Source organism: Ereboglobus luteus (assembly GCF_003096195.1).
Lineage (GTDB): Bacteria > Verrucomicrobiota > Verrucomicrobiia > Opitutales > Opitutaceae > Ereboglobus > Ereboglobus luteus.
Window position 1 is genome coordinate 4,011,714 of the sequence record NZ_CP023004.1, and the last position, 24,020, is coordinate 4,035,733.

The 24,020-nt window shown below is 50.3% G+C and carries 18 protein-coding genes; 17 read left to right on the top strand and 1 reads right to left on the bottom strand.

The window, feature by feature from the left end; translation table 11 throughout:
* The first annotated feature begins 33 nt into the window (after window positions 1-33).
* The 15 genes from CKA38_RS14565 (at window position 34) to CKA38_RS14635 (ending at window position 17,011) form a co-directional block, all read left to right on the top strand.
* Window positions 34-1,128: a hypothetical protein gene (locus tag CKA38_RS14565; protein ID WP_152032889.1), complete on the top strand. Its 1,095-nt coding sequence runs from the start codon at window positions 34-36 to the stop codon at window positions 1,126-1,128.
* Between the two features lie 5 nt (window positions 1,129-1,133).
* Window positions 1,134-2,147 (top strand): phage baseplate protein, encoded by a 1,014-nt coding sequence (locus CKA38_RS14570; RefSeq protein WP_108826218.1) that lies wholly within the window; start codon window positions 1,134-1,136, stop codon window positions 2,145-2,147.
* 85 nt (window positions 2,148-2,232) lie between these two features.
* Window positions 2,233-2,580 (top strand): phage baseplate plug family protein, encoded by a 348-nt coding sequence (locus CKA38_RS14575; protein WP_108826219.1) that lies wholly within the window; start codon window positions 2,233-2,235, stop codon window positions 2,578-2,580.
* Window positions 2,577-4,202, top strand: coding sequence for a baseplate hub protein (locus tag CKA38_RS14580; RefSeq protein WP_108826220.1), 1,626 nt, complete (start codon window positions 2,577-2,579; stop codon window positions 4,200-4,202). Before CKA38_RS14575 ends, CKA38_RS14580 begins: the two co-directional genes overlap by 4 nt.
* Before the next feature lie 43 nt (window positions 4,203-4,245).
* Window positions 4,246-4,959 (top strand): hypothetical protein, encoded by a 714-nt coding sequence (locus tag CKA38_RS14585; RefSeq protein ID WP_152032890.1) that lies wholly within the window; start codon window positions 4,246-4,248, stop codon window positions 4,957-4,959.
* Between the two features lie 255 nt (window positions 4,960-5,214).
* Window positions 5,215-5,601, top strand: coding sequence for a contractile injection system sheath initiator (locus tag CKA38_RS14590; RefSeq protein ID WP_108826222.1), 387 nt, complete (start codon window positions 5,215-5,217; stop codon window positions 5,599-5,601).
* A 176-nt stretch (window positions 5,602-5,777) separates the two neighbouring features.
* A complete protein-coding gene (locus tag CKA38_RS14595; RefSeq protein WP_108826223.1) occupies window positions 5,778-7,055 on the top strand; it encodes a baseplate J/gp47 family protein in 1,278 nt (425 codons plus the stop codon).
* A gap of 114 nt (window positions 7,056-7,169) precedes the next feature.
* Window positions 7,170-7,928, top strand: a complete 759-nt coding sequence (locus CKA38_RS14600) for a baseplate wedge 1 family protein (protein WP_108826224.1) — start codon at window positions 7,170-7,172, stop codon at window positions 7,926-7,928.
* A gap of 85 nt (window positions 7,929-8,013) precedes the next feature.
* A complete protein-coding gene (locus CKA38_RS15570) occupies window positions 8,014-9,009 on the top strand; it encodes a hypothetical protein (protein ID WP_152032891.1) in 996 nt (331 codons plus the stop codon).
* Window positions 9,010-9,159: 150 nt separating this feature from the next.
* Window positions 9,160-9,561, top strand: a complete 402-nt coding sequence (locus tag CKA38_RS14605) for a hypothetical protein (protein WP_108826225.1) — start codon at window positions 9,160-9,162, stop codon at window positions 9,559-9,561.
* Between the two features lie 282 nt (window positions 9,562-9,843).
* Entirely contained in the window at window positions 9,844-11,403 is a 1,560-nt protein-coding gene (locus CKA38_RS14615; protein WP_152032892.1) for a hypothetical protein, read from the top strand.
* 6 nt (window positions 11,404-11,409) lie between these two features.
* Window positions 11,410-12,612: a hypothetical protein gene (locus tag CKA38_RS15575; protein ID WP_152032893.1), complete on the top strand. Its 1,203-nt coding sequence runs from the start codon at window positions 11,410-11,412 to the stop codon at window positions 12,610-12,612.
* Complete coding sequence (locus CKA38_RS14625) at window positions 12,609-13,169, top strand: carbohydrate-binding protein (protein ID WP_108826229.1); 561 nt, start codon at window positions 12,609-12,611, stop codon at window positions 13,167-13,169. Before CKA38_RS15575 ends, CKA38_RS14625 begins: the two co-directional genes overlap by 4 nt.
* A gap of 184 nt (window positions 13,170-13,353) precedes the next feature.
* Window positions 13,354-15,576 (top strand): hypothetical protein, encoded by a 2,223-nt coding sequence (locus CKA38_RS14630; RefSeq protein ID WP_108826230.1) that lies wholly within the window; start codon window positions 13,354-13,356, stop codon window positions 15,574-15,576.
* A complete protein-coding gene (locus CKA38_RS14635) occupies window positions 15,530-17,011 on the top strand; it encodes a glycosyltransferase (protein ID WP_161554944.1) in 1,482 nt (493 codons plus the stop codon). Before CKA38_RS14630 ends, CKA38_RS14635 begins: the two co-directional genes overlap by 47 nt.
* Before the next feature lie 771 nt (window positions 17,012-17,782).
* On the opposite strand, the gene mobF is transcribed toward CKA38_RS14635, so the two are convergent.
* The gene (gene mobF / locus CKA38_RS14645; protein ID WP_108826233.1) at window positions 17,783-20,620 is read right to left on the bottom strand and encodes a MobF family relaxase; all 2,838 of its coding nucleotides are present in this window, start codon (window positions 20,618-20,620) and stop codon (window positions 17,783-17,785) included.
* Window positions 20,621-21,984: 1,364 nt separating this feature from the next.
* On the opposite strand from mobF, the gene CKA38_RS14650 reads away from it, so the two are divergent.
* The gene (locus CKA38_RS14650) at window positions 21,985-22,344 is read left to right on the top strand and encodes a hypothetical protein (protein WP_108826234.1); all 360 of its coding nucleotides are present in this window, start codon (window positions 21,985-21,987) and stop codon (window positions 22,342-22,344) included.
* A 265-nt stretch (window positions 22,345-22,609) separates the two neighbouring features.
* Complete coding sequence (locus CKA38_RS14655; protein ID WP_108826235.1) at window positions 22,610-23,908, top strand: HEPN-associated N-terminal domain-containing protein; 1,299 nt, start codon at window positions 22,610-22,612, stop codon at window positions 23,906-23,908.
* The last annotated feature ends 112 nt before the right edge of the window (window positions 23,909-24,020 follow it).

Below are 24,020 nucleotides of genomic sequence, written 5' to 3' on the forward strand. Positions count from 1 at the left end.
TGTCGTTCTGTTCATCCATCCCAGCCTCAACCCATGACTTTCGCTGACATACTTGCCCGATGGGGGATTTCCCCCGACGCCGACACCGGCGAAACTAGCCCGGCGGCAGACGGGACCATGCAAATACCCGCCCAATCCGCCCTCATGGTTGACTCGGCGTTGCTGGCGCTGGAAGACCCCTTTCTGAAAATCCAAACCTTGGTCGAGACCGCCGCCGCGAAACTCAGCACATTGGTTCGCATCACACGGTTACCCTCCGATCGCATGGAGGCATGGATGATGGCGGCGCAACAGCATCATGTTTCGCCCGCGGAAATCACCGCTGCCATTGAGAGTATACAGGCCGCCGCCGAACACGGTCGCGCGGATATCGGCAACAGTAAACCTTGGGAGCAGCTTGGCATTTCCCCCGATCAGGATCCGCTCGATGTGCTCGACCAGATGCACGCATGCGCCAGCACATTCGCCCCGGCCATTGTGCGTCCCATCCTCGCCGGCGCGGGTATTGGGGACCATGTGTTCCATCTGTTCCGGCAGGAGAAACCCGGGTTTCACGGAATTGATGGATCTGACCGCGATCGTGCATCAACATCATTCCCCGTCCGTGTTTCTGAATTTGCCCAAAAACTTGCGGCGACGACCAGAGGAGCTTCGTCACGCCTCTCCGGCATCCTGTCCGGCTTTCGAGATGCCGCTGCAGCATCCTTGCATATCGGCGATTTTACGGATGCATGGGCTGGCAGTGTGCAGGGAAACGCCCTTGCGGAGAAAAACCTCGCATGGATTTACGACTCGCTCCAAGGCGCTGCGGAACCGGTCGGCACTGCGATGCAACTGGCGTCCAGCCTTGTTGAGGATGCCGGCAAAAACGGCATTGGCAAACTGATGGACTGGATCGCGCCCGGAAACGGCCAGGACCTGACGGGCTCAATTTCACCGGCGTTCTTGGCCCAACCCACGCTGGCGCTCGCGCAACGAGTCGTCGCGGACGAGGCCGCCGCACCCAATACCACAGTAAACGTAAACCAATATATCGAGGGCTCTGTCAGCCCGCAAAAGGCGGCGGAAGACGCCATCCGCAGGATGATCGAGATGACCGCCGCCCAGCTTCCCTCCGAATCCTACTGATCCCCATGTCATACAAGTCCAACATTCGAGCCCTCAATGATGTTACGCAGACGGCTGGCACGTTTAGCGCGCTCTCCAAAAAATTCACCGCTCTCGTCCGTCCCGACAATGCACCGCCGGGCATTGCTGGCTACGTTTTTAATATCGTGCAGGATGACACGGTTGAGCTCACCTCGGACATCTCCCAGTATGTCATGGAGGACAAAAAAATCGCACAGGACAATATCACCCTCAAACCCGCGTCCGTTCAGGTTACCGGCCTCGTGGCCGAGGTGCATAGCACGCCTCCCGCATTTCTTGGCGAGGTCCTACCCTATGTTCAGGCCCTTGATCCTATTGCAGCTTATGTTCCCCGGTTCGCCACTAGTGCCAATAAGATCTACAATGAGGCGGAGCGTATTGAGCGCGAAGGCCGCAAGGTGTGGCAGCAGGCAAAAAATCTTTGGAGTTTGTATAAAAATACCTATAGCACGGAACAAGAAAATATTGCGAAAAATCGCGCCGTCAAGGGAGCAGCAAGCGATTATAAAACATATAACAAAGACGAAGAGCGCACACAACTGGAAAGTCGGCAGAAGGAGGCGTTTGAGTTTTTCCACCACCTCTGGGTAAACAAGCAGCTTGTCACCGTCGAGACTCCGTGGGGCATCTATAATGATATGGCAATAGAATCCCTATCTGTTAAACAGACCGGAACTTCATCTTATACATCCACATTCACGATGAAATTCAGGCATATCCGTATTATCGGAGATACCAAGGCTGAGGCCCCGGAAAAGGAAGCCGCACCCGGACGTTTTAAAAACCTAAAGAGCAAAGTGGCCGCCATTGGCACGGTCCTCGGCGCCGCTGTTCCCGTGGGCGCCATTATATGGGATAATAAGCAGCATAATGACCCTGATAAAAAACCGAAGCAGGAAGAATCACCCGAAGAACCATCCGAGGAAACACCGGAGCCAGAAAATCCAGATCCGGATAAACCAGATGAAGAAACATCCGGGAACGAAAATGCCGGATGATCCGCACATATCGCCACATCTCCGACTCCCCGTATTCCAACAATAACAGTCGTATTTTAATAAATCCCGGAAATCAACCCGACCTATGAAACTCATTCCACCGCTCTCAGATTCCCCGCGCCAGCGCTTTAGCTTTGTCCTTGAGGACAATCGCAGGGTGGACTTTACGCTCCAGTATGTATCACAACAGCGCGGTTGGTTCTTCGACTTGGATTGTGAGGACGACTTCGCCCTCTCCGGCATCCGCCTTGTCAGCTCGCAAAACATTCTCCGCCCCTGGCGCGCAATCATCCCCTTTGGCCTTGCCGTTGTCACCCTCTCCGAGGGCGAACCCATGCGCCAGTCCGACCTCGCCGACGGCACCGTGAAGTTGTATATATTGGAGGGCACCGACATTGATTACATTGAAAACCTTTGTTTCGCACGAAAATGAGAAAATTTGAAAAAACATTTGAACTTCGACTCGCACCGCGGTCTTCATGGGGCGACGAGGAAAATACGATCGTGATCAAGCCGCCCCTCATGATTGATTTTGAAGTCAAAAAAGACGGCAAACCCAGCGCAAATACTGGAGATTTCACCATATATAATTTGGGAGAAAGCACACGAAAACGCATTCATGAATTGAAAGAGAAATCCCGGGAAGAGGAAGAGGCAGGGATTGAAAAGTGGGCACGTGTTCAATTAAGTATTGGATACGGTGGAAATAACATCCTTGTTTTTGATGGTGATATTAAGGCAACCCGAGACAGTCATGAAAAAAATAATACAAAAACTATAATAGAAGCAGGTGAGGGTCTGTATGCCATAGCGTGGAGTTATTCTGTGCATGATTTTGAGCCTGATGCCAGCATGGACAGTCTTATCAAGACTCTCGCGGCCGACCTGAGTCTGATGCCTGATCTGGCTCACACGCCCGAGGCTGGGGCTCCTTATATTGGCAAATTTGGCGGCCAAGTCAGCACTGATGATGGCCTGTTCTCGCGTAAACTTGTGGTTTTCGGCAATACATGGGAACAACTCAAAAAATATACAAATCAGCGCTGCTTTATTGATAAAGAGCGTCTTTATGTCATTCCGCAAAAAAGTTGGAATACAACAAAAGATCTATCGTTCAAAATATCGCATGAAAATGGATTGATTGGCACGCCTCAGAGGAAAGGTGATAGTGTTGTCGTCAATATGCTTTTTGAGCCCCAGCTCATGGTTGGAGCCTTGGCAAAGCTTGATAGTCGCACGCTTCCCGGAGAATATGTCATTGATGCCATTGCCCATAAGCATAATGTTGTCAAAAATGAGGAATCTCTCACGACAGTAACGCTGGTTAAGAAAAATAAATTTAATAAAGAAACACAGGGTGGCACAGGGAGCACCGGGCAAGATACATCCAAGAAAGATGCGCAGGACGCCCTGAAAAACAATGCGACAGATACGACCAGTCTGGACTTAACATCTTTATTGGATCTCTCTAAAAGAAACATGTTTGTCGATCTCAATTGTCACAAGCTCGGCACCATAGTTTCTTTCGATAATGAAGATCAGACGGCTTCTGTTGATATAAATCATAACGGAGTCTATGGCAATAAGCCAATCAAGTATCCTATATTAAAAAAGGTTCCTATTTTTGTTCTTTCTGGTGGCAAAGCATCGCTCACCATGCCGGTAGCGGTAGGTGACACCTGTCTTCTGCTGTTCTCTGACCGCAATATTGATACGTGGTTCGAGACTGGTGAAGCCGATGCTATCCCCGCCTCTCCACGGACGCATCATATTAGCGACGCCCTCGCCATTGTCGGATTTCGGCCTAAGAGCAAAAAAATATCTGATTACAATACTAGTGATGTCGAATTGCGTAACAACAAGGCGCTCATTGCCACGTGCCAGGATGGCCTGATTCGCATGCAAAGCGAAACAGAAAGCCTTCACGGATTATTGTCCAATGTAATTAAATGCATAGAAGGCCTTGTAGTCGACACCAAATCCGGAAAGAGAATTACGCCAACTGATGACGACTTGACTCAAATCAAGTCCCAACTGAACGCGCTGCTAAAATAGAAAAATCGAAACCTCATGTCACATTAACGAATCCCATAACACCATGAAAACAAAATTAATATTTGCGCTGACATTGCCGGTATTCTTATTGTCACCGTTTGCACAGGCTCAGGATAACAATATCTCTAAAGAAATGGCTAATGCGATAGAAAAAGCCGTCAATGAGAAAATTGAAACCATTAAAGCTGACTTGATAAAAGAAATATCTGCTCAATCTCAAAACTACTGTATTGCTGAAATACAAGATTATCACCCTGAAACACAAACAGTATCCGTATTCACAAAAGAACGTTTAGTTAAAGGAAAAATTGTTAACGAAGCTCATGTTTGTGTTAGTATCCCCGTATTTATTCCTGCTGGGAGTAATGTAAAAATCGATCGAGGTGATCTTTGCGTCATTTTCTTTTCCAGCATCAACAGAGACGGCAATTACGAGTTTATCACTAATCGAGGAGGAAAGGATGCTTCCGGTGCTTTCGCTATCGCCGGCTTCTTTACTAAGGAGGCGCAGGAGCGCAAGGCCTACGAGCAGGCAAGGATTGCAGCGTTAGCCGCAAGATTAGGCACAATCAATTCTGGGATAGTCCAGATGTCCAGTAACACGCAAACAGCCGGTGGAGTCGATACAGCACGACTCTGCAGATTAGTCATCGAGCTTAACTCAGAGATGATTTTCCATTTTCAGCAAAACGATTTCAGTTCCCTGGCCCTCAGTTTACGAAGAATTCAAGATGAATTAGTAGCATTGCAAAAATGATGATCACAAGAGCACTTCCTATAAATCTTGATCCTAACCTCGCCTGCAACTGAACCTCTGATAAGTGAAGGCAAAACAGCCTTCGTCACACACATAACACAGCGTTTTTGACTCACCATTCATCACACGTATCCTATTCGCCACACTCACTGTCGCATATGTCTGCGTGCCTGAAATTTGGGCTCAATGCATGGTTAATATTTAACAACATCGATTCAAACGGGATTCAGCGCATATTAAATTATCACAAATAAAATGATCACGCGAGCACTCCAAGTCACTTCCGACTACAGAACAAATCATGACTGGACCTTTGGCAAGGGCAGGCAGAGTTACCTGCGCCACGAGGACGCCATCAAGCAGTCCATCAAAACCCGGCTCATGTCCTTCCTGGGCGACTGCTTTTTCGACATCAACGCGGGCGTCGACTGGTGGCGTTTCCTGGGCGGCAAGGAGCGCCTCGCCCTCCTCGTCCAGATACGCAGCATCATCCTCGGCACCGAGGGCGTGATGGGTGTCACCGATCTCGACGTCATCGACGCCCCCGCCACCCGCGGCATCCAAATCCGCTACGAAATCAACACCCTCTATTCCCGCACCCAAACCGGCACCGTGGAGGTATCCACATCGTCAGTGGCATAACCACATGCCGGCCTACAACTCAAAATCCCAAGTTCCCATGCGATAAGACAGCGGCCTTTTACCGTCCCCAGCACCACCCCACCAATTTCCGCGCCAGGCCGGAAACACTAGATTGCGCCAAAAACGCTCTGAGGCACTCCTTTTGACCCTATAAATCCTAAACACCAATCACCAAAATGCCTAACACGATAAATAATAATGGAATACAGACAAAGCCCCTCGACGAGATCATCGAGTCCATCGTCGAGGGCGCGGATGGCAAACCCGGCCTCAAGGCCATCTACGGACCCGATATTAACATCGATTCCGACACGCCGGACGGACAGCTTGTCAACATCTTTGCCCTCGCAGTGAAGGACGTGCTCGACCTTGCGGTCCAAACCTACAACAGCTTCGATCCCGACCTCGCCATTGGCCGCTCCCTCGACATGCGATGCGCCATCAACGGCATTGAGCGCCAGGGAGCCTCCTACACTGAAACCACCGTCGCCATCACCACCGACCGCGCTGTCACGCTTCACGGTCTCGACAATGCCGACGACACACCCTTCACCGTCAGCGATGGAGAGGGCAACCGGTATGTGCTCAAAAACACGGCCGTGCTATCCGACCCTGTTGACGCGGAGGAGCTCGATTTTCGAGCCGAGGAAGCCGGCGCGGTAATCTGCCTCGCGGATACAATCACCAAGCAGATCACCATTACGCCCGGTGTCACCGCCGTGAACAATCCCAATCCTCCCAAAATCACAGGTGTCAACGAGGAAAGCGACTATTCCCTGCGCTCACGTCGTTCGCGGGCCCTCTCCCTGCCGGCCGTCGGAACCGTTGACGGCATTCTTTCCTCCATTCTGGACGTCAAGGATGTCACCGAAGCCATTGTTTACGAAAATACATCAAACATCGAGGAAGGCGGCATCCCCGCCCACTCCATCTGGTGCATCGTGGAGGGCGGGAAAAAAGAGGATATCGCCCAAGCCATCTATATGAAACGCAACGCCGGCTGCGGCATGAAGGGCGAGACCAAGGGCATAATAAAACAGGAAAACGGCATCGAGTTTAATGTCTGTTTCGACCGTCCCATCGAACAGCCTCTTTGGATTAGGTTTAACACTATCACGATCGATGGAGGAAGAATCGCATCGAAGGACTATTTGCGAAACCAGCTTGTCGAAAAGCTCAGATATTCCATTCATCAAAACGCCGACATCACTACCATCGCCAAACTGGCGAGGGAAATCGTGCCCGATGTCGTTATTTGCGACGCGGAGGTCTCGGCCGACAATGACAGGCCAATTAATGAAAAGGCCTTTCACGCATACGTCGAACCCGAGTCCAGAAGTCACCGATTTGTCGTTGGCAAGAACCGCATCATTATAGATGGAGTTGTTGGCAGTGACGACTCGGGTGAAATCGACCCCGAGGATGACCCCGATAATGAAAATGAGAATGGCTGACCAAAAAAGCGGTTATCGGGCGGCATAGCCCCCATTCGCACTTAACATTCACAGCAATCGCAGCACTCAATATCGAGCCCGGAAAATATTCAACATCAGGCCGGAGATCACAACATGACATCTGAAGAAATCGTAAACTACTACGTCGATCGACTAATTCTGCAATACCGGCAGAAGCCGAAAGCGCGCGCCACCATCGCCGCTTTCGTCCGTGAAGTCGTAGCCGGCTGCTTGCATCTGCGTTTGCACGACGCGTTTGACATCGAAACCGCCGCAGGCAAGCAACTCGATACTTTGGCCAAATACATCGGCCTCACTCGCACCTTCATATCTGGAGAGCTTAATCAGGAGTATTTCGGTTTTGCTGATTATGATCCGAAGAAAGAGCAAAATCCAAACGGATTTCGCGACTACTCAAGCGAGTTTATAAACAGCAAAGGCATCTGGCTCCAATACGGCTTCGACCTGGACACCACTGCCCTACTTGATGACGTTGATTTCCGTGTTCTCCTAAAGCTGAAGATACTCTCCAATACAACCGACACCACCCTTCCGGGCATGATGGCGGCTGTCAGACAGATGTTTGACAGCGCGGTCACCCTTGAGGATCACAAAAACATGACGCTCACCTACACCGTGAACGCCAGTGTCATCACACTTCCCAGGTCCGTCCTCGAAAAAACACTCCCCCGCCCCGCTGGAGTGGGAATTACAGTCAAAATTGTCAGGTCACGTTTCTCCTTCTGGCGTTATTCTTACAACAACTACAACCCCAAAAAACCGAATCCTCATCCGTATAATACAGGTTTCCGGAGATATGCAGGAAATCTCACAGGCGGACAATTTACCACATACCAAGGCTACGATGGCTAAACCATAAAAGTGGCCGGGCATCACTACCCGGAAAAATGCTTAAAAAATTCACCTCAACATAAACATTATAAAATAATATATCACCATGTCAAAAATCAAAAGAACCATACAAAGAATATTCGGCGGAGATGTCGGCCTTGATGGAAACATCTCAGTATTCGGAAGCCTCAGCGCTGGAAATCCCAAATACGCGGGGTCACTTCCCGCCTCGGATAACCCGCTTGACGATATCCAAAACCTGCCTGGCTACGGACGGGGCTGGACCGGGGCGACAATACGCAACAATATCGCCCCTTTGCAGGATATGAATGCCCTGCAATACCTCTTCAGTTCACAGATCGCCTACCTCATGCAGTCTGGTGTCCCTGAATGGCATAAGGATCAAGAATACCACGAAGGCTCATTCTGTAGTTATAATAATACCCTCTATGTGGCGACCAATACTGTTGTCGGTAAATCAAATCCCAATCCCAAAGACGATACTAATAATTGGCGTCCTTATGCAATGATATCTATAGGGACAACCGAAAATCGCAAACGCCTTGAATCGCCATCGACTGGACATATTTATTATGATATCGACATACCTCGGTGGTTAACATGGAATGGCCGCTGGACAACAATCGAAGGCTCGCCTGGCGACATTAAAATGGTGCATGCGAACTCGATTGATGAGGCAGAAGAAAGAAACCCTGGATGGGTTCATTACGTGACAAGCAAGGAACATCCAGATTTCAAAAATTCAGTGGGACGAGTTATTGCCAGCGCCGATCCAAATAACGGCGCAAAATCTAGTGGTTCAATCAACGAACCCAAAGAGAGTATCATTCTTTCAGTGGCTAATTTGCCACCGCACACGCACGATTATGAAGATGTTGGCTTTCTGGAACAATTGAGTAAAACGGGGACCATTAAAAACAGAAAGAAGAGCGAGTATGAGGGCTATATTGGGAGCAAAGCAACCGATTGGGATAACGACATGCAAGTTTTCCGTAACGCTGTTACCAAGTCCACTGGTTCCAGTGATCCAATTAGCATAATGCAACCCACACTCTACGCATGGTGTCTCATCAAACTTTAACTGTGTCTGATAGAATTTAATTATAATGAGTAATGAAAATCAAGGTTTGTTTCCTACACGTTAAATATCTCGTCAAAATTCAAATTTAATTGAATACAAAAGTATTTAAAGAAAACAGACAGTGTTATAGTGAAGTAAATGTGACAACCAATGATCATCAATAAAAAAAATAATATCATCACCATCTTTGTGATGGCCGCGCTTACATTTAGCACCTTGCCCGGCTGCAAGACAACTCTTGAGGAAGGCGGTCCGTATAAAGGTGACACACTATTATACCGGGCTGAGCTTGCATCCGTCACTTCATACGAATTGATGAATACATTTGTCAAGTGGGAGCATGATAATCGCAATCTTCTCTCGACACATCCTGAAATCAAAGTGGCCGCCGATCGGGTCCGGACAGAATATCCGAAAGTTAAGGCCGGGTTGGATGCCGCTATCGAGGTTTATAGACAGCTTCCAAACGATGAAAACAAGGCCAAGCTCTCTGACATCATCAAGGTGGTGCAGACGGAGGTGGCGAAAGTTTCAAAATACATGAACCCCTGAATTACTTTTTAATCTTATGGATGCCGCAACAGCACTCACATTACTCAAAACACTCATCGACACGACCGAGAAACTCTTACCCATTGTCAACGAGTTGTTCAAACAAGGCCTTATCACCAGGGCGGAACAGGAAGACCTCCGTCGTAGGTATGAGTCACTCAAAAACAAAGCTAGGGAACAGTTTTCCGCCCCGCATTGGCAGGTTTGAAGAGCCTTTGCCGTTTCATTCCTTCGGCTTACCAGCATTGATCCACATCCACTAACGCCACCTATCATATTATCATGCCATCTGAAACTCAACTACCCGAGCCACACATGATATTGGGCCGCAAAACACAAAAAATCTTTGCGAGTGCAGCTGAACCCAATAGCATCGCGGTATTCGGTAGTCTAGCCAATCCCCCCACGGCTTCCGATCCGGAGAAAAAAATCGCTTCTACCGAAATCGAAGCTTCGGGAGGAAACGAAATGTTCACCGACGACCCTGATAAAATTCAGAATGAAGCCTACGAAAAGGGATGGAGTGCCGCAGTAGTCTCCGACGACAGTCCCGCATTGGAAGACATGAACGCCCTCTTTTACCTGATCACGCGACAGCTTGCCTACATCATGCAGGCCGGAGTGCCTGAATGGGATGCGGATACGAGCTATCGCAAAGGGAATATGTGTTCTCACTCGGGATTCATTTATGTCGCGTTGGATGGCAATGCAAACAAGCCGGTAAGCGATGAGACAAAGTGGGTGAAATTGGGAAGCGAAATCGTCGAACAACTCACCGCCGCCATCAGGGCAGTCAACGATCGCATTGATGCGGCTGAACTCTCAAGTAATTCCGTCGATGTTGTCGGCACTCATGCTGCTCTTCTCGCTTACGATACATCGGCAATCACGGCCAATGATATCATCACTGTCATTCGCGACGAAACACACAGCAATCACATCTCTTATTATCGCTGGGGCAAAGCAGGCAATGTGTGGGGGTGGAATTTTATCATCGACGAACCTCCTGTAACGAAAGGGCAAATTGGCCTAGGCAATGTTGATAACACAAGCGATGCAGACAAACCGATAAGCAAAGCCACCCAACAGGCGCTTGCTGGAAAGGCTAATCAGGGGGACATGGATCACGCGATAGAACGGCTCAATTTGCTAGAAGAGCAAGCGGTTGTCGCCGAAATTACAGAAACTTACGCAGGCTTGCAGACGCTAAGCAAATCCAAGTTTACTGCAAATGACTATGTGAAGGTGTTGAAGGACGAGATTCGCGGAGGCAAAGCGTCATTCTATCAACTGAGTGCAGATAAAACGGCTTGGAATTGGAAGTATTCTGAAGCGCCGATTAGTCTGCCGCTTGAAGGTGATCAAGTCGGCATATCAAACCCAAACACCGGGCAGCTGGTTTTTTGTGGAGCAGATGGTGATAGTTTCATAACAATAGATACATCTGTGGAAATGATTGGTCGGGCTGGCGTGGATATTCAATCCCATGAAGGGAAAGTTACATTAACTACGCATAACTCTCAACTTATTGTTGGGGAAGGTAAAATTAGTATTTCTGGCGATGACGGGAATGTTAAGCTCACAGGCGTTGCACCAGGCAATGATTTAAATGATGCTGTCAACAAGCATCAATTGGATGTTGTGGAAGCGAAAGCAGAAGATGCCATAGAATCAGCGCACACAAAAATCGAGGCAGTATTCCATGATGTTACTTTATCAGGAGATGGCACAGTCGGCACTCCCCTCAGCGCAGCCCCGTTGCTCACACTTGTTGCTGACGACGCGACCGCAGAAGCCATGAGTCTACTTTACCCTGACCGCTATTTTGCCTCACCTGAATAAAAGCTTATGCCTTTATATAAAAACAGACAAAGGATCTCTGCTATAAGAAAAAACGGCATATCCATCGGCAGGATACACAAGGCGGGAGCGTTAATTTTTGACAAGGTGACGCCATTCGGTCCGCCGCCAATCCTTTGGTCTGATGTCAGGGGCTATCGTTACGGTGGTGTGACGCGGTGCGGCGAGGATATATTTACGACATGCCAAGATCGCACTGGTGAGCAAAATTATCGAGTCACCACAAGCGGCGGCACCCTGATCTTGACAGAGCTTCCAGTAACAGGGATGAATTCAATTGTCGGTTCGCTACTGGACCCGGGAGTATATTGGGCTGTTGGGAGCTATAGCTATGGCCGGCCGTTGACAAAGTTTAATGATAATGAAGTTATCGGCACTTACGCGACAAATACAAAAGGCTCAGGAGGACACGCTGCATACACACCAGATGGCCGAGTTCTTTTTAGCATGCGCGACAACAGTCAAGGCGGAGCAACTAAATATGTGGATGAGACAAATAACGCACTTGTGGATATCGAGGCTACCACGGGCCACTATGGAACAGCACCATTTTCCCCTCAAGTCGCCAACGATTCTCGTTACTGCGTAATTTATGGTTTCATGCGTAATACCCTATCCAATGATCGAATGACACGGTGGAATTCCGAAACAGGGTTTTATGACGTTTGTCTCGGGGGCTCTCCACAACAAGGTGGTGTCGCCTGGAATGAAACAGGAGGGGCTCTAATGAACGGCACGCTTCCAACGATCCAATGCCTTGCGAACTCAAATCTGTTTGCGTCACAAACGGGGCGTTTGTATATAATTCCCCACAATAACTCCGGCATATGGTCTATTGCGCATGATAATGTCTATCTGACCGCCTGCGTTCAAGTCGGGGATGTATTTTACTTTTTCAGTCGATCTGGTGGATATATGAAATCCAAGGCTGATCTAACGAATTTTCAGTCTCATATTGCCGCGGGACTTGGTTCTATAAACTGGGCCTATCATCACGCAGTTTATACTGAGTATATAATTATTGGCAGCGAGACAGGCCTTTATTCGCTTCATGTTACCTCCGGGGATATTACAAAATATAATGGAGCCACAAATTGCATGCGCAGTGCTGTGCGCACGGGAGCTCATATAATTGCGACAGGTTCTGGAGACAGCGCCTCTGGCTCCGAACAAGGACTATTCTACCTATGAAAATCGAACAACCGAATACATCACAAGCAACACCGCTCACACTGAAACCAGATAATGGCAAGGTGCTTAAACTTCTTGAAGCAAATGTCTATTTTGCAAACGCATTCTTGGACGATGCGATTGATCCCAAAACTCTCTTTACAGAAGTGCCCACAGGGCAAGTTCCCATTAGTATGGGGTCGCTACGCTACCAACACACAATCCTCAAGGCGGCGGGCGTGGATATCGACAAAGAATCCACAGATACATCCGTGACACCATGGACTCTGGGCATGCTTTTGCTGTCAAAGCAAAAAGTATCCTATGGCGGACTAAATTATACTGTTATACAAGGACATACAACCCAGAGCGATTGGACGCCGCCACTAACGCCCTCCCTGTTTTCGGAAATGAAGGACAGCGACAAAAACGGCGCTGCCGAATGGAAACAACCCACAGGTGCGCACGATGCATATGCACTTGGCACCAAGGTTGCTCACAACGGCAAGACATGGGAATCCACGGTAGATGGTAACACATGGGAGCCGGGATTGCACGGCTGGAAAGACGTATCCTGATAATTTCAAACCACCAGTAGAAAACACTTGAAACATCCATCTCGGCGCCCTCGCCATATAAGACATCTAAAATAAAGCCGGGGCAGTTATCAGTTCATCACGGAGAGATTTGAAGTGGCTTTCACTAACTCATGCTTTTTTGTCCGATAACCCCCATACATTAATATTAACTCATTATACTACCATGTCATCAGAAATTCAACAGACCGAACAACCAACGTCATTGGAACGCAAAACGCAGAAGATTTTCGCAGGCACAGCCGAGCCAACTAGCATTGCAATATTCGGCAGCTTGGCCAATTCTTCTTTAATCTCAGTCTCGGATGAGAATATCGCTCCCTCTGCAGACGAAAACTCCAGTGATAACGAAATATTCACTAACGATCCCGTTAAGATACAGAATGAAGCTTATGAAAAAGGCTGGGGAGCCGCAGTGGTATCCGACGACAGCCCCGCTTTGGAGGACATGAATGCCCTCTTTTACCTCATTACTCGCCAGCTCGCCTATCTGTTTGAAAAAGGAATAGCCGAATGGGATCCCGAAACGACTTATTATAAAGGGAGCATTTGTGCCGTTCCAAAATCGGGAAAAATCTGTATCGCCAAAAACTCAGGAAAGCTGGGTGATCCTGATACCGACAGGACAAATTGGTTTGAATTCGGCAGTGACAAGGTGACCTCCATTGAATTCATCAACGAACTCGCAAAAAAGGCTAATGCCACTACTTTAGCAGCGCACACTGCGAATACCAACAATCCCCACGCAGTTACAAAAACGCAACTTGGTCTTGGCAGCGTTGACAATACGTCCGATTTAAACAAACCGGTCAGTATTGCCGCCGCCGCCGCGCTTCAAGTTATTAACCAGCGCATCGATGCCGCAGAGCTCTCAAGCAACTCCGTTGATGTTGTCGGCACATATGCTGACCTGTTGGCTTATGACACATCAGCGCTTACGCCGAATGATATAATCACTGTTATATCTGATGGAAATCACGGCGGTCAATATTCGTATTATCGTTGGAACGGCTCCGCGTTTGTATTCATAGCCTCCGATCCACCTCCTACCGAGGCAAATGAAACAACCAAGGGCATTGCAACGCTCGGCTCCGCAGGAGGTGCAGCCAAATTTGAGGATGTTGAAGTGAAACTTTCACAAGTTTGCACTGACGGGACACTTTCAGGAACAGGCACCCCACTTGATCCGCTCTCTGTTCTTGTCTCATCCGGCACACTCGACACTACTGCCACCACCGCACAAAGCCCTGCAACAGCGGAACCCCTTGCCGGCGCCGTTACACTACACAAAATCAGCAAAACCGGTGCTTACGATGATCTTTCCAATAAACCCACGATCCCGGCAGTCCCCGCCCTTGCGAGTCAGTCAGAGGCCCAAACGGGGACGGAGAATACCAAGATCATGACGCCTCTACGCGTCGCGCAAGCGATCACGGCGCTCGCTCCCAGCGGTAGTGGAGGTGGTGCCGTTGGAGTAAAAGTTACCGGAGTGACGACTGCTGGCGCAGTTACCGAGCCGACATCCAGCGGTCCTAATTCCGTTGTTATTGGCCACAATAGTAAGATGATGCACTATGCAGGAGGCACTGTTGTCATTGGTGCAAATATCACCAATTATAAGGAAAATGGTGTTCAAATTGGCTCTGGCTCGCAGGTGACCGATGGTAGCGAAACCGTGGTTGGCTATCAGGCTTATACTCGTTATGGAGGGCAGGCGTTTGGCGCGCGTGCACGCGCCCAAGGTCGCTATGCTGTCGCATTTGGTCAGGACGCCAAGGTTGAAAGTGGAATAACTAATATGCAAGGCGGTGTTGCCATTGGCAACGAAGCCAGTGTCTCCGGCATAGATGGAATTGCTATTGGTGGCCAAGCGACAGTGTCTGCACAAGGTGCCGTTGCCATTGGCAGAAGCATTAACAATACCGAAGCCAACACTGTTCAGATTGGCGATGAAACAACCGGAAAGAGGTTGAAAGGTGTTGCCACCGGCACACAGGCAACGGATGCCGTTAATCTGGCGCAGATGCAGGCCGCGGTTGCTGCTGCTGGAGGCAGCGGAGGCGGGAATACTTTTGGGCCATGGATCCCCGCCCCATCTCATGTCGGAATGCCAGGCGGCTATCTTATAGATGGTGAGGAAAATACTATTGAGGTTGAAAATCCGCCCGAGGGTATCTATGAGTTTTTGAACATATCTTATATGGGGGGGACTAATTATGTTCGGCTTCTTCATAACAATCTTATAGGGCCGAATGGGCAGACGTATTATCGTATAGTTTTATTTAATGGAGGCGCGGTGCGCCTCTACTATCGAAACGGCTATTTTTATACACTCTCGCACAATGCAAGCACTCAGTTCCAATCCGATGGTAGCGGATCATCTTCGTGATTTCCTCTACGTAACTGATGGGCGTGACTACGAACTCACGCTGCTCTCTGCTCAATCCGTGCGTCGCCATGTCCCTGACGCACGGTTCCATCTCATCATAGCTGGCAACTCGAATGTTCCAGTTGAGTCGTTCCCATGGAAATCAACACATGCCGTATCCATTGATGACCTAAGAAAGCATGTGCATTATCAAGTTGAAGGACAGGGGCCGGAGTTCCACTGGGGATGGGGCGCGGCCGCCCGCTGGTTTGTTCAACACATGAGACATATCAGGCAGTGTGTTTATCTTGATAGTGATATTCTCTGTCTACGCCCGCCGATGCTCACACCGGTTGATACCATCGCGGCGGTTCCGGCCCAGCAGTTCCGCAAGGAACGAAGGTCCGAGACGGCTGACTTTGCCGGAAAGATATTCGATGCCAAGAAACCTCTCTTTGAGACCGGCATGCTTGTAATAAATGCAGAGTGGATGCGCAAGGTGAATTTTCTTTCGCGCATTTTTGATGGTGCAGTGGAAACACAAAAGATGCTTGGCAAACGATTTTATGCCGAGAATACCCTCCTCTCAAAAAATTTCGCCGGCTTGATCAAAAAACTACCATTGAAGTATAATGTCGGAAACAATGATGTAACAACTGGAATTATCTCCGAAGATGAAACGGTATTTTATCACTTTCATCATGAAGCTTCTGGAGTATACAACAAGATAATCCAAATGCGCGTCTATTCCGAACGAAATGGACGCATGAATATCGCTTATCTGGTTGATAATTCTATGGATCAAATTTCTCGCATGTGGATGTCAATGCGTTCGATAAGACAGTTCAACAAAGCGGTGAGGTTTTATGTTGTTTCGAGCATACCCCTAAAAGGTGATTTTATAAACCTTGTAGTCAATCCTCCTAGTGATGGGTTTGCCATTTATGGCAACCGACCGAACACACGTTTTAGCGATGCAACGATGTTTCGTTTTTATCTCACGCGCCTGCCTGTTGAACGGCTCATCTACATTGACACAGACACGATCTGCCATGGCAGTCTTGAGCCTTTGTGGAAGATGACGAAACGAAAAGGTATTGGGATGCTTCGCTACGCTATTTCCGATTCAGAGACGAATGCCTCATTAAAACGCAAGTTTTATGGTGATATATACCATAACGCTGGTGTCTTGGCCCTTAACCTGCCTTCGCTTCTCGCGGAAAATTTTGAACACGAATCGCTCAAGTGGATCGCGTCAGATGATATGCCCACGGAGGTATTCTTTGCCGATGAGACGGTTTTGAACCTCCGGTGGTCGCATTTGATTTATCCAATTCCTGAGGAGTTCAACATAAAATTTCCGCTTACTTATAAGGGAACGCAAACCATTAAACATTTCTACGGCAGTCAAAAAGACGCTCAGATTCGGGATTTCTCAGCACTCATGACACCATGACGCTCAATTATTCTCGCCGTTCCTCTCAGTTATCCGCCACACCTGAAGAATATTTATTCAGTGGCGTGCAATTCCAGTCAATTCATCGCGAGAAACCCATCCATGAGTCCAAAAAGATGATTTCCGCGTAGCGCGACCTCATGCCGCGCAAAACTCAATTCAATGCATTCCAATGCGCAGCATCGACACTCGCTGCACATACATCTCGGCGAGTGCGAGCATCAGCGCCTTCTCGCTTCGCTGGTAACGGCCAAACACCTCCGTGCCTCCCCTCGCGGTTCTGCGCCCCCCTCAACTCCAACGTTCCGAACTCGAGGGTGAGCTTGCGTGCGTAATACCCGCTGCGGTAACCGAGCCTGCCGTTCGTGCGCGCACAGCATCTCCTTCATTTCTGGCTCGAGCACTTCCTGCACTATCACTTGCAATAGCATGCGCATCGGATCGTCGTCTAGCAACAATGTCATCATTTGCTCGAGCATCTGTGTTTGTCCTGTCATCTCCTTGTTTGGATGGGTCATGTTTTTTCCTTTCATTGTGGTTTTCGGCTTTTCACCCAACCACTTACCATGATCCGTCTTTTTGCTAGATTTTTTACATGCTATCGTAAAAAACTCGCCCAGAATAATTCCCATGCACGACCGTTGACCGCGACGAGGCGCAAACAACGCGATTCGGCACCTGCCGTTTTCGCAATCATTGACCGTGCTGCGGGATCAAGTGTGTTACCGCCAGTTTCACGTTCCATTTTATCAAATGCTTTTCCGAGTGAACTCATATACCGATGCCTTTCCGTATTGTTGGTTGTTGTGTTTCTGGCTCATAAAATGACGCGGCTTGCGCGTGGCCCATGCGCGATTCTTGGGCGAGGCGCAGTGTCTCGTAGTGTTGCGCCATGATCCGCTGGTGTTCCTCGGTGAGGTTCGCCTGCAAGGCGGCCTGCGCGGTTTCGCCGATTGCCAGCGACACGGCGGACGTTCGCTCGCCTTCCTGCGCGATACGGGTTCGCAGAGCCGCCAGGTCGTCCGTGAAAACCAGCGCTTGTTTGCGGGCGCGCGAGATGCCGACATACCATTGGTTTTTGTTGGCGACCAAGCGTTCGCCCGCATAGTGCAGCAACACCGTATCGACGGTCTTGCCTTGCGAGGCATACGAGGTGACGGCGTAGCCGGGCACGAACATCCGCTGTTCCGGCGAGAGTGTTTTTATCGTTCCCGCGTCGTCTCGAACACGGATGCTTTTGTCTTTTAACACACGACATATCGTGACCAGTTCGCCGTTCCTGATCGCCTTTCCTTCGATTGAGTCCCCATTAAATTTCATCTGCAACCGATCCCCGCGCGCCAACTCCTGCTCACGCTCTTTCACGACCGCAAATCTGTCCGCGTGGCGATAGCTCATGAGCGTGGTTCGTCCGCCTTTTTTCAATATTACGCCGCGTCCGTCGGCGCCGGCGACCTCGCAACAATCGCCGCGTTGAAAGCGTCCGTAGTTGCGCAGAAAATACACCCTGTCGCCGGATGCGTAAAACCGGGCGTCGCGTTTTTGCGCGTCCGTCAAATCGATCGGTTGCCACGTGGCGACGCGCACACCGTTTTTCAAAATGCCCGCATTTTTCAGTTCGTCACGAATCGCCGTGTTGAGCGCGCGCACGCCCTCCCAGGTTTGCGAAACCGCGAGCACGCTTTCATTGCGTTTCACGGATTCGCAGTAACGCGTGGCAATTTCCTTCGGGATGTCACCGGTGTCGTGTTCACGCACCCAGCCGAGGCGTTCCAATTTGTCCAACGACTTCGTGAGATCGCCATCGGCGGCCGCTTTGACGGCGGCGCGGTATTGGCGCACGGCGCGCTTGCCCGCTGCGTCCGGCATGGCGTCGGGATTCTGGCGGCGGATGGTGTTCAATTGAATTGGACGCAGTCCGGTTTGCGTTTCAAGGATGCGCAGCGCGTCCGACGCGGCGACCGCACCTTGCTGGCGCGTGTCACCGGAGAGGATGACGCGCCCGTGGCATTCGCGCGCGGCCTCGATGATGCGCAGCATGTCCTGACCACCGATTTGCCCGGCCTCGTCAACGATGAGCACCGTGCCGCGCGCGAGCGGCACGAGGTTTGTCATGGCGAGCAGGCGCGCAACGGTGTCGGCATCAAGCCCGTCGCGCCTCAGGTCGGCGGCTTGCTGATGTTGCGGCGCATACACACTCACAGGATGCCCCGCTGTCTCCAAACCGCGCACGACCTCGCGCAGCGTGTAACTTTTGCCCGTGCCCGCGCCGCCTTGAAACAGCGTGATAAAATCGCAACTGCGCAGGATGCGGTTCACAGCGGAGCGCTGATCGGCCTTGAGTTCGCGGGATGGAGCGAAGCCGGTGCCGGTGTTAAAAGGGCCGTGCGCATCGCGACCGTCGCGCGCGGCCCAAATGAGGTTCCATTCCGCATTGAGCGTGTCGCGGCAGGTCAGTTTGCGGGTGCCTTCTTCACGGATGAAGTCCGCCTTAGCGACAGCGGTTTTTAACTCGCTCAATGCGAAATTGTCGCCGCGTCCGCGCACGAGCGCGGCGGCCATCAACTCATGATCGGTGGCGACCGCGCGGCGTTCGAAAACATGTTTCTCCGCCCATGCGAGAAAACCGGACAAGTCCGGTTTTTCCTGAACGGACGGCGTTGCCGGCTGCGACAACTTTTCTGGCGCGATGGACGCGAGCGCGGCGCGTTCCGAGTTGGTCATTTCGGCGGCCCAACGCGGGCGCAGTTCATCGGTCGAAAGGTTTTTGATTTTCCGACGCCGGATATCATGAGCGATTTGCTTGCGGAGGTTTTTCTCGTTGCCGCGCAGCCCCTCGTTTTCGATGCGCTTTTTCGTTTCCGCGTCGATTTGTTGATGCCGTTTGGAAAAGCGGTCGATCAGCGATTTCGGGATGTTGGCGATTTCAAAGTCGCGGGCGTTGTTGGCGAGCGTGTAACCGAGCGCGCGGAGGCCCTTTGACAACTCGTGATAATACACATTTTCCGCAAACTTTTGCGCGCGATACATGCCCGTCGCATGAAGCGCCTTCCACTTGTCTTCCTCCCAATCATACGTCGCATTCAGGAAAATGCAGTGCGTGTGTAAATGGGGGTCGAGCTCGCGGCTGGTGTCATGGCGGAAGAGCGCGGACAGGCAGTTGCCTGTCACGCGCTCGGAGCCCGCGCCGCCCTTGCGCACGCGAGCCTCTGCGAACTTTTCCAGTTCGTCCGTCATCATGCGCACGGCGTCATCATGAATTTTCAAAATCCGGTCATCCTGATACAACGCGACAATGGAAACCGACTTCGGCGGGCTGATCGTGAAGTCATAAAATACGCGCCGGTTCGACAGCGTGCGGCCATCCTCGCAGCGCGTCGTGTTGCGGCGCATCGTGAGCCAGCGCCCGGTTTCGGGATGATGCCCCTCGCAAAGCGCGAGAAACTTTTCCTCCGTCACACTGCCTTCGAGTCCGAGCATGGCGGCACCCGTGCCTCGCCATTCGCCGGCGATCACATGACCGTCCATGTAGTAGTCGCCAACAGCCAGGTGCTCGCGAAAATAACTCTTCGCGTTTTGAAGATTCAACTGTGGTTTGGGTGTGAGCATGTTTTTTCAACGCGCGACGTTGCGCGGGAAAACCCACCCTCATCCGAACGTGCCAGGGAAACGCAGTCGCGTTTGAAACCGCAGGACGCATTTCCCCTTGCCAAGGTTGGCAACGTTTTTTGAGGGCCGCTTCTCCACATAAGGGCGCGAATGTAAACCCACCTACGGAGTGCGCCGCCGAATGCCCGGTTTTTGGATACGCGGAAAAACGACGCGCACGCCGACGCGGTGGATTGATTCGACTGGCACGGATTCGCGGCGCAATGCCTCGTCCCTCGTTTTGCGGCGCGTCACCGTGCCCATGCGAATTGATACTTGAATGTGGACGGAGGTGGGAGCGAAGACACGGGCGCGCTCCTCGCTCGCGCTACGCCTCCGCCCCTTCGCGGACGCCCGTTCTTCGTGTCCTATTTGCTCAGGGTTCCGGCTCCGCTTCCGCTGCGGGCGTCCCGTGACTTCGCGCCCCGGTCTCTGGCAAAAAACGCATCCGCGAAAATGCGGACATTTGAATCAGTGAGCGTGCGAAAGTTTCGCGATGGGACAGCGCGGAGGATACCGCAGGATCGCGGATTTTACGCGATGAAAACTGGATGAAAATTTTGGTCGGCGGACATGCGGCTTGTGATTTTTCGACTATCCGCGATGGAAAAAACTTGGAGAACGAAAACCGGACACAGGGTTCATCGTGATGTACGCGCGACGGTTGTTTATCCGAGTCCGAGATGCAGTGCCGACGAATGCGCGAAGGCGCGCTGCACCCTTCGTCCCTCGGATTTGCAGCGCGCCCTCGCGCCGTGGCGGAACGACGGCGGCACCGATCGCAGACTTGGGCGCGTTCGGAGCTTTTCGGCGGGCCGTCGTGCGGGCGCGGACAATGCGTTGCAAACCCGCTCCCGCCTGACGTCACCGCCCGCTCCGAACGTCCCAAGATTCCGATTCGGGCCGCATGTGAACACCTGTTTTTGAGGACGAAAAATCGAAGGTTCGAAACCAACTGGTTGATTCAATTTATCCGGTTTTCCAAGGGCGCGATTACCTCGCTTCGCAACGTGACAGATTGCGATTCAACAGATCGGAAAAGCGTCCCAAAGATGCTCAAAATGAGCGGACAATTTTCGCGCGCACGTTGGCGAAAACAAATCGGACACCTTCGCCGTTAAACAATGACCCTTTCCTTCGTTTCGCCCTATTTTGCCACATTGATCAATGTCGTTCTCGCCAGCGCAAGGCGCCGGCTCCGCTCCACACCGGACGCCTACGGCGTCCTTTGACTCAAGGTGCCTTGGCGACGGTGCAAATCGGGGTGACACCGAACGATCAGGCACGTTGCCGGATGCGGACGCTGCCGCGATTGCGAACTTCACATGGAAAATACAATCATCGCGGACAAACCGCTCACTGCAAAGCAAGCCAAAGACGCCGAACGCGCCGAGGCCGTCGAGTCCTTGAAAAAATCGCTCAAACGCGGGGCTACCGTTTACACCATCTTGCGCCACGTGAGCGCTTCGGGCATGAGCCGATGTCTGGACATTTATACAATCAAGCACGATCAACCGCTCCGGCTCACATGGAGCGCTGCCAAAGTGCTCGATGCCACTTACGATTGCAGAAGGGAAGCCCTCCGAATAAATGGATGTGGCATGGACATGGGATTTGCCGTTACTTCGAACCTCTCGCGTAAACTCTTCGGCGACACCTACGCCCTTCAGCACCGCTGGCTTTGAATGTGGACTGTCGCACAGGGGCACAAGTTGCCCCTATTTTTTCCAACAGGCAAAATCCCGACATCTTGTATCGGGAAATACTGCCAATACTTTACCTACTACAAAAATAATATTTCGCATTCTTACGCAGAAGAGCGAAAAATAGTTCCACAAACCTGTCCAAAGTAATATAAGCAATCTGGTTTTCATCTGATTTTTTATACTTGTAATTAAAATCCAAGATCATAGACTTACTGATAATCAGCTATTAAATCAATAAAACGACATGGGGGGAACAAAACGTTACTTTGAAAAACTTCAAGCAGAGCGTAGGGGCGGCGTTTCAGATAAATATGTATGTGCGGGTTGTTTCGACGACTACGCTATTGAAGACTACATCACGACCAATGCATCAGTTTGCGAATGCTCTTATTGCGGTCGTGTTTCCGATGAGAAAATAGCGGCTGATGCGAATGAAGTTTTTTCTTTTATAGCAAAAGGCATAAACCGCGAATATGAAGATCCTGCAAATGAAGTGCCTTATGATTCAAGCGAAGGCGGTTATTTGGTAGCGCCAACAGATGGATGGGATTTAATTTGTGATCTTGGAATTGTAAAAGACGGACGAGGTTTCAATGATCTGTTCAATGATCTATGCAAGGAATTTGGAGATAATGCTTATGTTCACCATGACCCTCTGGGCAGCACCGAAAGCGAATCGCTTCGGTTTTCTTGGAGACAATTTTGCAACATGGTTAAGCATGAAAAACGGTTTGTTTTTTATCGCTCAAATGATGATGAACACAAAGGCGATGACTCAAATTACTACGCTGATGACGAGCCTCCAGTTCATGCGATTCTCGACGGCCTGGCACACTTAGTAACGAGCCATGATCTTATCACAAAAAAAGAATCAGGACATACTTTTGTTCGCGCTCGACAGCATCCGGGAAAAGTCACTTTTACAGAGGCTTGCCAGCTTGGTGCTCCACCTGCAGCGTGCGCTAAGCAAAGTCGGATGAGTCCTGCTGGGATACCAATGTTTTATGCTGCCGAAAATGAAATGACGGCGTTCATTGAAACTTACGACGCTTCCGACATAGAGAATGATGCAATGACATTCGGGTTCTTTGCGGCCAAAAGACCTTTAGTATTTATCAATTTAGAAAACATACCCCCTGCGCCAAGCCTGTTTGATGAGGGACAACATCATTTAATGCACCAATTGCGATTTTTGAATGAATTCTCTCGGGATATTTCCAAGCCAGTTACCCGAACTGGTGAAGCGCACCACTATAAATATGTACCTACGCAAATCATAGCGGAGTATTTTCGTTGGATATTCCGCACAGCAGACGGTTCCCGAGTCGATGGGATTCAATTCAAAAGCAGTCGCCCATATGCGGGAACTTGTTACTGTATTTTTGCCGATGAGTATAACTGTGTCGATAAAGACTGGGAAACAAAAGTGAAACGCACAGATGTTTGGCGAATCAAGCCCATGCTGGAGCTCAAAAGCTCAAGGAAAGAAGACCCGTCAAAATTAAAAACTGAGCCCACTTTTAGACTGTTGTATTCAGAATAATTTTTAGCTCTAGCATATTGGCAGTTACTACCCGCTACAGCGCATGAATAAAAGAGACCCGCCGCTACAGGGTTTCCATCGTATCACATCGTCAAGGTCTTCTCGGTTCGTT